The 12,643-nt window shown below is 70.3% G+C and carries 11 protein-coding genes; 6 read left to right on the top strand and 5 right to left on the bottom strand.

Annotation, left to right across the window (positions count from 1 at the left end; translation table 11 throughout):
• Positions 1-954: a LysR family transcriptional regulator gene (locus ASG30_RS15005; protein ID WP_055898259.1), complete on the bottom strand. Its 954-nt coding sequence runs from the start codon at positions 952-954 to the stop codon at positions 1-3.
• Between the two features lie 212 nt (positions 955-1,166).
• Here ASG30_RS15005 and ASG30_RS15000 point away from each other — a divergent pair, with 212 nt between their 5' ends.
• The 5 genes from ASG30_RS15000 to ASG30_RS14980 all read left to right on the top strand — a co-directional run bounded on the left by ASG30_RS15000 (position 1,167) and on the right by ASG30_RS14980 (position 4,667).
• Positions 1,167-1,868: a pirin family protein gene (locus ASG30_RS15000; protein WP_055898256.1), complete on the top strand. Its 702-nt coding sequence runs from the start codon at positions 1,167-1,169 to the stop codon at positions 1,866-1,868.
• Between the two features lie 79 nt (positions 1,869-1,947).
• Positions 1,948-2,406, top strand: a complete 459-nt coding sequence (locus ASG30_RS14995) for a DoxX family protein (protein WP_055898254.1) — start codon at positions 1,948-1,950, stop codon at positions 2,404-2,406.
• An 84-nt stretch (positions 2,407-2,490) separates the two neighbouring features.
• Entirely contained in the window at positions 2,491-3,048 is a 558-nt protein-coding gene (locus tag ASG30_RS14990) for a flavodoxin family protein (protein WP_055898251.1), read from the top strand.
• A 13-nt stretch (positions 3,049-3,061) separates the two neighbouring features.
• Positions 3,062-3,949 (top strand): pirin family protein, encoded by an 888-nt coding sequence (locus tag ASG30_RS14985; protein ID WP_055898248.1) that lies wholly within the window; start codon positions 3,062-3,064, stop codon positions 3,947-3,949.
• Between the two features lie 22 nt (positions 3,950-3,971).
• Positions 3,972-4,667: a DUF599 domain-containing protein gene (locus ASG30_RS14980; RefSeq protein WP_055898245.1), complete on the top strand. Its 696-nt coding sequence runs from the start codon at positions 3,972-3,974 to the stop codon at positions 4,665-4,667.
• Positions 4,668-4,704: 37 nt separating this feature from the next.
• On the opposite strand, the gene ASG30_RS14975 is transcribed toward ASG30_RS14980, so the two are convergent.
• Both ASG30_RS14975 and ASG30_RS14970 read right to left on the bottom strand, forming a co-directional pair.
• Positions 4,705-5,730 carry a hypothetical protein gene (locus tag ASG30_RS14975; protein WP_055898241.1) on the bottom strand — a complete coding sequence of 342 codons (1,026 nt, stop codon included), beginning with the start codon at positions 5,728-5,730 and terminating at the stop codon, positions 4,705-4,707.
• A 467-nt stretch (positions 5,731-6,197) separates the two neighbouring features.
• Positions 6,198-6,935 carry a sulfurtransferase gene (locus ASG30_RS14970; RefSeq protein ID WP_235579808.1) on the bottom strand — a complete coding sequence of 246 codons (738 nt, stop codon included), beginning with the start codon at positions 6,933-6,935 and terminating at the stop codon, positions 6,198-6,200.
• Positions 6,936-7,032: 97 nt separating this feature from the next.
• Here ASG30_RS14970 and dnaE point away from each other — a divergent pair, with 97 nt between their 5' ends.
• On the top strand, positions 7,033-10,491 hold the full coding sequence (dnaE, locus tag ASG30_RS14965) for a DNA polymerase III subunit alpha (protein WP_055898239.1): 3,459 nt from the start codon (positions 7,033-7,035) through the stop codon (positions 10,489-10,491).
• 848 nt (positions 10,492-11,339) lie between these two features.
• On the opposite strand, the gene tolA is transcribed toward dnaE, so the two are convergent.
• Together tolA and ASG30_RS14955 are read right to left on the bottom strand one after the other, a co-directional pair.
• Positions 11,340-12,209 carry a cell envelope integrity protein TolA gene (tolA, locus tag ASG30_RS14960; RefSeq protein WP_055898237.1) on the bottom strand — a complete coding sequence of 290 codons (870 nt, stop codon included), beginning with the start codon at positions 12,207-12,209 and terminating at the stop codon, positions 11,340-11,342.
• 7 nt (positions 12,210-12,216) lie between these two features.
• Positions 12,217-12,642, bottom strand: a complete 426-nt coding sequence (locus tag ASG30_RS14955; protein ID WP_055898235.1) for a biopolymer transporter ExbD — start codon at positions 12,640-12,642, stop codon at positions 12,217-12,219.
• Between the last annotated feature and the right edge of the window lies 1 nt (position 12,643).

The following is a 12,643-nucleotide window of genomic DNA, read 5'->3' as shown; positions in this document are numbered from 1 at the left end:
TCAGCCCGTCAGCGCGCTGGTGTGGCGGTCCAACAGGGCGTGGCGGGTGGCCGGGCTCTCCAGCTGCTGCAGCCACCAGCGCAGCCCGCGGCCGGGGCCCAGCGGACCGGTTTCGCGCCACGCGTAGCTGGGACGCAGCAGCCGCGGCGGCCGCTGCACCTGCTTGGCCACCAGCCGCCCCGTCTCCAGGTAGGGGCGGGCCATGGGCTCGGGCAGGAAGCCGGCGCCCAGGCCGCGCAGCTGCGCGTCGAGCTTGGCGACCATGGTGGGCACGGTGAAGACCTCCTGGCCGGCCAGCAGGCCCAGGGTGAGGCCGGTGCCCTGCTGCACCGAGTCGGCCACCGCCACCGCACGGTACTTCTGCATGGTCTCGTCACTGATCGGCTCGGGCAACGCCGCCACCGGGTGGTGCGGCGCGACGGCGAACACGAAGCCGATCTCCTCGAGCGGCCGCGCGTGCAGCCCGCTGGCCGTGCCGTGCTCCACCATGGACACGCCCAGCGCCAGGTCGGCGCCGCCGCTGGTGAGCGCCGCCAGCGTGCCGGAGAGCGCCTCGTCGCGCAGCCGCAGCCGGGTGTGGGGCGCCACCTCGAAGAAGGCCTGCGCCAGCTCCATCACCGTGCCGCAGGAGACGATGGCATCCACCGCGATCGTGAGCTGAGACTCCCAGCCGGTGGCGACGCGGCGCACGCGGCTGGCCACGGCGTCAACTTCCCCCAGCAGCCGCTCGCCTTCGCGCAGCAGTTCGGCGCCGGCCTCGGTGAGCCGCGCCTGGCGCGAGGCGCGGTCGAAGAGCAGGGCGTCCAGGGCGTCCTCGACCTGACGCACCCGGTAGGTGACCGCGCTGGGCACCAGCCCCATCTCGCGCGCCGCGCCGGCGAAGCTGCCGGTGCGCGCCACCGTCTGCAGCAGCGAAAGCGCTTCGGGGGTGAGGACTTCGCGGGGGGTGGGCATGCTTCTCGTCGTCATTCCCGCGGAGGCGGGAATCCAGTGCTTCCGTGTCTGATGGGCTGAGCGCCGCCGCGCTGCGGTGGGTCCCCGCCTGCGCGGGGACGACGGGCGTTCAGTTTTTTTGAATGATGCCATCAAAGCGCGCCGGTGCATGACGCAGGTCAGGCCCCCTACATTGACTCCATCGACGACGTGATCCAGCCAAGGAGCCCAACATGCTGACCCTCCGCAAGTCCCAGGAACGCGGCCACGCCGACCACGGCTGGCTCGACTCCCACCACAGCTTTTCCTTCGCCAACTACCACGACCCCGAGCACATGGGCTGGGGCAACCTGCGCGTCATCAACGAGGACCGGATCGCCCCCGGCACCGGCTTCGGCACCCATGGCCACCGCGACATGGAGATCATCAGCTACGTGCTCCAGGGCAACCTGGCGCACCAGGACAGCATGGGCAACGTCAAGGGCATCCCGCCCGGGGACGTGCAGCGGATGAGCGCGGGCACCGGCGTGCGGCACAGCGAGTTCAACCACGCGGAAGGCCAGACCACGCACTTCCTGCAGATCTGGATCGAACCCGACGTGCGCGGCATCCCGCCCAGCTACGAGCAGAAGACCTTCGCCGACGAGGAAAAGCGCGGCCGGCTGCGCCTGGTGGCTTCGCCCGATGGCGCCGAAGGCTCGGTCAAGGTGCATGCCAGCGCACGGCTCTACGCCGGCCTGTTCGACGGCGACGAATCCGCCGAACTGCAGCTGGCCAGCGGCCGCAAGGGCTACGTGCACCTGGTGCGCGGCGAGCTGCAGGTCAATGGCAAGCCGCTGCGTGCAGGCGACGCCGCCCTGCTCGACAATGAAACCCGGGTGCGCCTGGACCAGGGTCGCGACGCCGAAGTGCTGGTGTTCGACCTGGAGCCCTGACGACCCCGGAGCCGGCGGGAACCGTTTCCGCCGGCTGACTTCCAACCATTCCCATCACCATCCGTTCGGAGAAACGACCATGAGCACCACCAGTACCAGCCCCTACGGCACCAACACCGCCCTCGCCGGCACCACCGGCACGCAGGACGTGGCCACCCTCGTCGGGCGCATCCTGCTGTCCTGGCTGTTCATCCCGTCGGGTTTCTCCAAGATCGCGGGCTTCGCCGGCGTGACGGGCTACATCGCCTCCAAGGGCATCCCGCTGCCCGAGGTCTGCGCCGCCATCGCCATCGTGGCGGAACTGGGCCTGGGCCTGCTGCTGCTGGTCGGCCTGAAGGCGCGCTGGGCCGCGCTGGGCCTGGCGGTCTTCCTGGCCGTCATCACGCCGCTGTTCCACAACTTCTGGGCCATGCCCGAGGCGCAGCAGATGATGCAGAAGCAGGCCTTCTGGAAGAACCTCGCCGTGCTGGGCGGCCTGCTGTTCGTCTACGCGTTCGGCCCCGGCGCCTGGAGCATCGACGGCCGCAAGCGCGTCTGATCGAAGGGCGGGTGCCGGCCGCGAACGCCGGCGCCGCGCCCGGGATTTCTCTTCTTCCACCCCCTTCAGAAGTCACCCGCCACCATGGCCAACATCGCAGTCGTCTACCACTCGGGCTACGGCCACACCCAGCGCCAGGCGCAAGCCGTGGCGGAGGGCGCGGGCGCCCAGCTGATCGCCATCGACGCCGACGGCAACCTGCCCGAAGGCGCCTGGGAGCAGCTGGCCGGGGCGGACGCCATCGTGTTCGGCTCGCCCACCTACATGGGCGGCCCGAGCTGGCAGTTCAAGAAGTTCGCGGACGCCTCGTCCAAGCCCTGGTACGCCTCGGCCTGGAAGGACAAGCTGTTCGCCGGCTTCACCAACAGCGCCAGCACGATCGGCGACAAGACGAGCACGCTGAACTACTTCATCACCCTGGCCATGCAGCACGGCGGCGTGTGGGTGGGCACCGGCATGATGCCCGCCAACGCCAAGGCGTCGACCCGCGACGACCTCAACTGGCTGGGCGTGTGGAGCGGCGCCGCGTCGGTGTCGCCTTCGGACGCCTCGCCCAAGGACATGTTCGAGGGCGACCTGCGGTTCGCCGAGGCCTTCGGGCAGCGCGTCGCGCAGACGGCCGCCCGCTGGACACGCAAGTAGGAAGGAGCCCACCATGGCCGCGCAGCAGCTCTCCGGACACGAGAAGGACCTGGGGGGCGGATTCAAGGTCCGCCGCCTGCTGCCGGCCGCGCGCCGGCGCAGCGTCGGGCCCTTCGTCTTCTTCGACCATTTCGGCCCGGTGACCGAGCACCCGGGCGAGCTGCACGACGTGCGGCCGCACCCGCACATCGGCCTGGCCACGGTGACCTACCTGTTCGAGGGCGCGATGATGCACCGCGACAGCCTGGGCACCGAGCAGCTGATCGAGCCCGGCGCGGTCAACTGGATGACGGCCGGCCGCGGCATCGTGCATTCCGAGCGCAAGCCCGACCACCTTCGCGACCGCAGCTTCGTCAACCACGGCCTGCAGCTGTGGGTGGCGCTGCCCGAGGAGAAGGAAGAGGTCGAGCCGTCCTTCGTGCACGCGGCGGCGGCCGACATCCCCGAAGTCGCCTTCGGGCCCGCGAAGGCGCGCGTGCTGGTGGGCGAGGCGCTGGGCGTGCGTTCGCCGGTGCAGCCGGCGTCGCCCACGCTCTATCTCGACTTCGCGCTGCCCGGCGGCGTGCTGGAGCTGCCGCCCCTGGCGCCGGAACTGGCGGTCTACCCGATCTCGGGCGAGCTGCGCCTGGACGGCGAGGCGATGACGGCGCACCAGATGCTGGTGCTGGAGCCGGGGCGCAGCGTCCGCATCGAGGCGGCCGGCCCGGCGCGCTTCGTCGTGGTCGGCGGCGAGACCGTCGGCCCGCGGTTCATGTACTGGAACTTCGTCTCCAGCCGCAAGGAGCGCATCCTGCAGGCCAGCGACGACTGGGCCGCGCAACGCTTCGATGCGGTGCCCGGGGAGACGGAGTTCATCCCGCTGCCCGCGACGCGCTTCACGCCGCCCGAGCCGATGTCCTGAGCACGGCTCCTATGATGCCGGCATGAACCTGCTCGCCATCCTGTCCCTGGCCGACTGGCTGGCCGCTATCTGGTTCGTGGCCGTGTGGGTGGCCTACGCCTGGTTCTCGCGCCGCGCGAGCCGCAGCGGCTCGACGCTGCTGGCCACCACCAACCGCTGGCGCACCCGCTGGATGCTTCAGGCCACCTCGCGCGACCCGCGCGTGCTGGACGGCATCATCATCCAGAGCCTCTCGTCCAGCCCCTCGTTCTTCGCCTCCGCCACGCTGATCATCATCGGCGGCCTGCTGGCCCTGCTGGGCACCACCGACAAGGCCGCCGAGTTCGTGCGCGAGATCCCGTTCGCCGCCCGCACCACGATGCTGGTGTTCGAGATCAAGGTGCTGTCCGTGATGGCGATCTTCGTGTTCGCCTTCTTCCGCTTCACCTGGTCGATGCGGCAGTACACCTTCGCCGCGCTGGTGCTGGGCTCGATGCCCGAGCCGCGCGCCTTCACGGAGGGCCATGCCGACCGCGAGCACGTGGCCACGCGCGCCGGCAAGCTGGTCGGGATGGCCGCGGAGACCTTCAACGACGGCATCCGCGCCTACTACTTCTCTTTCGCCGCGCTGGCCTGGTTCTTCTCGCCGCTGGCCTTCGCCATCGCGGCGGCGGTGGTGGCCGGCGTGCTGTACGCGCGCGAGTTCAACTCGCACGTGCTGCACGTGCTGCGCGACTAGCCGGCAGGGCCGGTCGTGCCCGGAACGCTGCCCCGCCTCAGGGCCTGCTCGCGGGCCGCAGCAGGACCAGCGTGCCGCCGTCCGCCGTGGCCAGCACGGTGCCGTCGTCCGCGACGGCGATCACCGTCTGCAGCACGCCGGGCCCCGGGCCCGAGAGCCGGTCGTTCAGGTCCAGCATGCCGGTGGCCTCGGTCCACACGAAGGCGTGCGGCACGCCGGTGGCGGTTTCGGCGTTGCCGCCGACCAGCCCGGACGCATTGATCGCCGAGGCGGCGGACGCGCGGCCGCCCAGGGTGCCCAGCGCGCGCATCGCGCCGTCCCGCCAGAGGAAGGCCACCGAGGCGCCGTCCGCCGTGTCGGCCGTGCCCACCACCCAGCCCGAGGCATTGAGCGCGTTGGCCGTCGCGGTCGCACCGCCCAGCGTGCCGAGGTCGCGCATGCCCGTTCCTTGCGTCCAGAGGAAGGCGCGCTCGTTGCCTTGGGCATCGCTGGACTGCCCGGCCACCTGGTCCGCGTCGTTCAGTCCCGCCGGTGCGGACGCCGCGCCGCCCAGCGTGCCCAGGTCCAGCACGTCGGCCGCGCCGGCGCGCCAGAAGGCCGCGTGGACCTGGTCGCCGGGGGCATCCGAAACACCGGCGACGGCGCCGGCCGTGTTGATGAACAGGCCCGTCGAGTTGGCCGGCGGCGCCGGGTCGAGCTCGGCCAGCCCCTGCGGCAGGAACGCTCCGGGCGTCCAGCGGATGGCCGATCCGGGGAGGTTGCGCCGGGCGCTCAGGTTGCCGGTGATGACGCCGCCCGCATTGATCGCCTGGGCGGTCGAGGAGATGTCCGGCGGCGAGCCGAGCCGGGTGTTGGTCGTCGTCTGCGTGCGGGCCTCCCAGCGGAAGAGGTCGGTGTTCGACTCCGACTGGAAGTGGCCCGCCACCTGGCCGGCTTCGTTCACGGCGACGGCGGTGGCCGCCGTGTCCACCAGCTCGTGGACGGCCTGGCCGTCGAAGAAGCGGGCCCGGGGACCCTGGTCGGTAGGGGCGGTGAACGCGAGCAGGCCCGTGCCGGGGCTCAAGCCCTGCCTCGTGGCGCGGCCGTCGGGGTCCGTGAAAGCGACGCTCCAGCGGGGCAGGGTGGCCGCAGCCGTCGCCGGCGGTGGGGTCGGGCCGGAGGCCGTCGGCCCCGTGCCGGACGCCGGGGCGCCGGAACCCGCCGCATCAGGGTTCGAGGTGGCGACGTCGGAACTGCTGCCTCCGCAGGCCACGAGGACGATCGCGAGCAGCAAAGCCCATCTTCTCCGGGGGCGAGCACCCGGAACGATGGAATCCGGACGGATGGTCTGGTCCATGGGACCCTCCTGGCCGCCTGCTCCGTGGGCGCCATGGCCGCGCAGGCGACGGCCGGGGCGCTACGGTCGCTGCGGGCGCAGCGGCGCGCCTGCAACTCCATCCCATTCTGGTGCCGTGGCTTTCCGGTGGACCGCGCGGGTGGTAACCAGGCTGGCGAAGCTGTGACGGCGCCTCGCTGTGCCGGCCGGGCGGCTCAGTCGCGCGCCGGCTTGAGCGAGGCGTCCAGCACCTCGCGCTGGTCGAACACGAAGCACTCGCCTCGGAAGTGGGCGCCGCCGGCTTCCTCGAAGTACTTGAGGATGCCGCCCTCCAGTTGCCACACGTGCTGGACGCCCGCTTCACGCATCGAGAGCGCCGCCTTCTCGCAGCGGATGCCGCCGGTGCAGAAGCTCACCACGGTCTTGCCCTCCAGCTCGCCCTTGCGCGCCTGCAGCTGCGCGGGGAAATCGCTGAACTTGCCCAGGCGCCAGTCGATGGCACCTTCGAAGCTGCCGTGGTCGACCTCGAAGGCGTTGCGCGTGTCCAGCATCACCACCGGCCGGCCTTCGTCGTCGTGGCCCTGGTCCAGCCAGCGGGCCAGGGTGGGGGCGTCCACCGCCGGTGCGCGCCCCTCGTGCGGCACGATCGCCGGCCGGTCCATGCGGATGATCTCGCGCTTGACCTTGACCAGGAGCTTGCGGAACGGCACCAGCGCCGACCAGCTCCGCTTGGCCTCGAAGGCCCGGAGCCCCGGCTGCGCGCGCAGCACCGCCAGGAAATCGTCGACCGCCGCCTCGCGGCCCGCCAGGAACAGGTTGACGCCTTCGTGCGCGACCAGCGCCGTGCCGCGCAGCCCACCCGGGGCCGCGGCAGCGTGAAGCACGTCACGCAGGCCCTGCGGATCGGGCACGTGCGTGAATTGGTAGCCGGAGATGTTGAGCACGTCGTCCACGGGGGCGATTCTAGGGAGCCGAGTCCTGGATTCTGGCTCCCCGCCTTCGCGGGGATGACCGCGGCCCTGCCGCGGCCACTTTCCTACAATCGAGCGCATGTTCGTCCACCTGCGCCTGCACTCCGAGTTCTCCGTCGTCGACGGCACCAACCGCATCGACGATGTCGTGAAGGCGGCGGCGGCCGACGGCCAGCCCGCGCTGGCCATCACCGACCTGAACAACCTGTTCGGCGCGATCAAGTTCTACAAGGCCGCGCGCGGCGCCGGCGTCAAGCCGCTGATCGGCGCCGAGCTGTTCGTGCAGGGCCTGGGCACCGACGCCAACGCGCTGTCGCGCCTGCTGGTGCTGGTGCAGAACCGCACCGGCTACCTGAACCTGTGCGAGCTGCTGGCCCGCGCGTGGACCCGCAACGTGGTGCGCGCGCAGGGCGTGTGCAAGCTGGAGTGGCTGCGCGAGCTGGGCGAGGGCCTGATCGTGCTGTCGGGCGCGCAGGCCGGCCCGGTCGGCCAGGCGCTGGTGCAGGGCGACGCCTCGCGCGCCAGCCAGGTGGCGCTGGAGCTGGCTTCGGTGTTCCCGCACCGCTTCTACGTGGAGATCCAGCGCGCCGGCCGGCCCGAGGACGAGCCGCACGTGGCGGCGGCGGTGCAGCTGGCCGCCAACCTCAAGTTGCCGGTGGTCGCCACCCATCCCGTGCAGTTCACGGTGCCCGACGACTACGAGGCGCACGAGGCGCGCGTCTGCATTTCCGAAGGCGAGATCCTGGGCAACCAGCGGCGCGTGCGCCGGTTCACCCAGGAGCAGTACTTCAAGAGCGCCGAGCAGATGGAGGCGCTGTTCGCTGACGTGCCCTCGGCCGTGGCCAACACGCAGGAGATCGCGCGGCGCTGCAACCTGGTGCTGGAGCTGGGCAAGCCGCGGCTGCCCAACTTTCCCACGCCCGACGGCATGCCGATCGAGGACTACTTCCGGCTGGCCTCGCACGAGGGCCTGAAGGAGCGCATGGCGTACCTGTACCCGGACCCGGCGCTGCGCGACAAGGAGATGCCGCGCTACGTCCAACGGCTGGAGTTCGAGATCAACACCATCCTGAAGATGGGGTTCCCGGGCTACTTCCTGATCGTGGGCGACTTCATCAACTGGGCCAAGGGCAACGGCTGCCCGGTGGGCCCGGGCCGCGGCTCGGGTGCCGGCTCGCTGGTGGCGTACGCGCTGAAGATCACCGACCTGGACCCGCTGCAGTACAACCTGCTGTTCGAGCGTTTCCTCAACCCCGAGCGGGTGTCGATGCCCGACTTCGACATCGACTTCTGCCAGAGCAACCGCGACCGGGTGATCGAGTACGTCAAGCAGAAGTACGGCCGCGATGCGGTGAGCCAGATCGCCACCTTCGGCACCATGGCCGCGCGCGCGGCCATCCGCGACGTGGGCCGCGTGCTGGACATGAGCTACACGTTCTGCGACGGCATCAGCAAGCTCATCCCCAACAAGCCCGGCCAGCACATCACCATCGACGGCGCGATCAAGGTCGAGCCCATCCTGGCCGAGCGCCTGGAGAAGGAGGACGAGGTCAAGACGCTGCTGGGCCTGGCCCAGAAGCTCGAGGGCCTGACCCGCAACGTCGGCATGCACGCCGGCGGCGTGCTGATCGCGCCGGGCAAGCTGACCGACTTCACGCCGCTGTACCAGCAGCCCGGCAGCGAGTCGGCCGTGAGCCAGTACGACAAGGACGACGTGGAGGCGGCCGGCCTGGTGAAGTTCGACTTCCTGGGACTGGCCACGCTCACCATCCTGGAGATCGCCCGCGAGTTCATCCAGAAGCGCCACAAGGGCCGCGAGGACTTCGCGTTCGAGAACATCCCGCTCAACGACGCGGCCACGTACAGGCTGTTCGCCGACGGCAAGACCGAGGCGGTGTTCCAGTTCGAATCGCGCGGCATGCAGGGCATGCTGCGGGACGCCCGGCCCACGCGGCTGGAGGACCTGATCGCGCTGAACGCGCTGTACCGCCCGGGGCCGATGGACCTGATCCCCAGCTTCGTGGCGCGCAAGCACGGCCGCGAGGAGGTGGAGTACCCGCATCCGCTGGTGGCCGAGATGCTCTCCGAGACCTACGGGATCATGGTCTACCAGGAGCAGGTGATGCAGACGGCGCAGATCCTGGGCGGCTACACGCTCGGCGGCGCCGACCTGTTGCGCCGCGCGATGGGCAAGAAGAAGGCCGAGGAGATGGCCCAGCACCGGGAGATCTTCCGCGCCGGTGCGGCCAAGAACGCCATCCCCACGGAGAAGGCCGACGAGATCTTCGACCTGATGGAGAAGTTCGCGGGCTACGGCTTCAACAAGTCGCACGCCGCCGCCTACTCCCTGCTGGCCTACCACACGGGCTGGCTGAAGGTGCACTACACGGCCGAGTTCTTCTGCGCGAACATGACCGTGGAAATGGACGACACCGACAAGCTCAAGGTGTTGTTCGAGGACGCGGTCAAGAACTTCGGACTGTCGTTCGAGCCGCCGGACGTGAACCGCGGCTTCTACCGCTTCGAGCCGATCTCGGACAAGGTGATCCGCTACGGCCTGGGCGCCGTCAAGGGCACGGGCCAGCAGGCGATCGAGGCCATCGTGCGGGCGCGCGAGGAGGGCGGCGCCTTCAAGAGCCTGTACGACTTCTGCGTGCGGGTGGACCGCACCCGCATCAACAAGCGCACGGTGGAAGCCCTGATCAAGGCCGGTGCCTTCGATGCGCTGCACCGCAACCGCGCGGAGCTGGTCGCCTCGATCGACCGCGCCTTCGACTTCGCCAGCGCCTGCGAGGCCAATGCCAACCAGGGCGGCCTGTTCGACATGGGCGATTCGCATGCGGCCAGCACGCAGGAGCCGCCGCTGGTGGAGGCCATGCCCTGGCGCGTGAAGGAGCAGCTCACGCTGGAGAAGACGGCGGTCGGCTTCTACCTTTCGGGCCACCTGTTCGACGAGGTCGCGGCCGAGGTGCGGCGCTTCGCCCGCACGCCGATCGGCGACCTGATCGACAGCCGCGAGCCGCAATTGCTGGCCGGGATCATCACGGACTTCCGCGTGATCAACGGGCAGCGGGGCAAGCTGGCCCTCTTCAAGCTGGACGACAAGAGCGGCACCCTCGAGGCCACGGCCGACGAGAACGTGATCAACACACACCGCAACCTGCTCAAGGACGACGAGCTGGTGATCGTGCAGGCGCGCCTGCAGCCGGACCGCTTCTCGGGCGGGTTCCGGTTGTCGATCCAGCAGGCCTGGGACCTGGCGACGGCGCGTTGCCGGTTCGGCAAGTTCCTGCGCGTGGCGGTCAATGGCAAGGCGCCGGACGTTCAGCGGCTGGTGCGGGAGTTTCCGGCCAGGAGGGAGCAGACGGAGCAGGGGGAGCTTGTTCGCGGGCTTCCGGTGCGACTGGCGGTTCGGCGGGATCAGGCGGTGGCGGAGTTGCAGCTGGGGGAGGCTGCTCGGTTCTTTCCGAGTGATGCGGCGCTGGCGAGCTGGATGGCGCAGGCTGATCAGGGGTTGGCGCAGATCGTTTACGACTGAGTGCTCGTTTTTTTTGCCGCATTGCTGTTCGTGGCCTGCGGCAGGGGGTCCCCGGCGGGGGGCTCATGCTGTGCCTCTCCGCCTGCTTCGCTTTCGCTCGCAGTGCTGCGCGCGTCGCTTGAGTGGTGCGGGCCCTCGCGGAAAAACTCACTGCGCGCTGCGATGCAGCGCTCCGTTCAGACAGTTTCCGCGAGTCAGTGGTTGATCGACGAGCTTCGCCGCTTGCCGCGGCTCGCAGGGCCCGCACCACTGCGCGACGCTCGGCACAGAAATCACCCCCCGCCGGGGACCCCCTGCCGCTGGAAGCGGTGGTGGTTTATTCGGTAGGGCCTAGTCCCAGCAGCGGTTCCCAATCGAGCACCGGGGGTGCCCCCACCCCAGCCCTCCCCCGGAGGGGGAGGGAGCAATACCCCGCGCTCCTTGTCCTCTGCGCCGTTTGGTCCGGGCGAGCCCTTGCCTTTTTCCCTCCCCCTCCGGGGGAGGGCAGGGTGGGGGCGCCCCGGAGCCGAAGCAAGCAGCGCAGTTTGGGTTTGAACCTGCCCACCCCCGCACCCTGCTCCCACGCGGCAGGCGGTGCCTGGCCCGGGCGATTTGTGGGACGAGCCGGGCTTTCCGCGGCCCGGCCGTTGCGAGCCGAAGGCGAGCTTGAAATGAACAACTGACTCGCGGCAGCTGTCTGAACGGAGCGCTGCATCGCAGCGCGCAGTGAGTTCTGCCGCGCAGGCCGGGCCGCGGAATGCCCTGCGAGTTGCGAGCGCGTAGCGCGAGCCAACCGGCCCACCATGAGCCCGGGCCAGGCACCGCCTGCCGCGCGGGCGCGCTGCCAAAACACGCGCCCACAAGACCGCCTACCTCTTCGGCTTCATCTCCACCGGAAAGTCGCTCACATACCTCCCATCCACATCCGCCGGAATCCGCTCACTCCGCTCGATGGCTCGCACCGCGGCCTCATCCCACGCCGCGTTCCCGCTGGAGCGGCTCAGCTTCGCGCTGAGGATCTCGCCGGTCGGCGACACCCGCACCTGCACCACGGCCACCGGATTCCCCGCGATGGTGTCCACCCCACCCGGAAACACCACGTTGCGCTGGAACAGCGCCGACAGCCGACCCGCGTAGCTCGCGCTCGGCCCCGACGAACGCAGGGCGGTGCCCGTGGACTCGCGCGGGCCCGTGGCGCCGGCCATCCCCGCCATGCGCTTCATGTTCTCCTCGCGCATCTGCGCCATGCGCTTGTCCTCTTCCTGCTGCTTGCGCGTGCGGGCCTGTTCTTCCTTGCGCTTCTCGTCGGCCTTGCGCGCCTGCTCCTTACGGGCTTCTTCCTTGCGCGCCTCTTCCTGCTGGCGCTTGCGCTCGGCCAACTGCTTCTGCCGCTCGGCCTCCTCGCGCCGGGCCTTGGCCTCGGCCTCCTTGCGCTCGCGCTCCTTTTCCAGCGCGATCTCGGCGTCGCGCTCCGCCTGGGTGGGCTGTTGCGGCTGCGGCGGGGCAGGAGGTGGGGGCGGCGGGGCGGGCGGGGCCTCGACCGGCTTGGGCGCGGCCTGTTGTGGCGCGTTGGCCCAGAGCTCGGCCTCGGCCGTGACCACGGGGTCGTCGCGCTTCCATTTCACGCCCCAGCTCAGGCCGAGCGCGAGGACCGCGTGGGCCAGCAGCGCCAGCCCGATGGACCGCGTCAGCCCGCCTTCGGTGGGCGGCGTGAATTCAGGACGTTCGGTGGCCTGCATCGTGCCTTCAGCGGGACATCTGGACCGACAGGCCCACGCGCTGCACGCCCGCGCGCTGCAGCGTGTCCATCACCATCACGACCGATTCGTACTTGACGCTGCGGTCGGCGCTGATGACGACCGCGACCGACTCGTTCGGCTGCCCGGCCTGGGCGGCGACCACGGACGCCGCGAGTTCGGCGATCGACAGCGACCGCGACTGGTCGCCCGACTTGAGCACCAGCTTCTCGTCCTTGCCGATCACCACTTCCAGCTTGCGGTCGGGCGAGCGCTTGGCCTTGCCCACGGTGGGCAGGTCGATCAGGCTGGGCGTGATCAGGGGCGCGGTGACCATGAAGATGATCAAGAGCACCAGCATGACGTCGATGAACGGGACCATGTTGATCTCGTTGATGGTGCGGCGGCCCCGGCCGCGGGAGGCGACGGCGGGCATG

Source organism: Ramlibacter sp. Leaf400, from assembly GCF_001424545.1.
Lineage (GTDB): Bacteria > Pseudomonadota > Gammaproteobacteria > Burkholderiales > Burkholderiaceae_C > Ramlibacter.
This window is presented reverse-complemented; position numbering and strand designations above follow the sequence as displayed.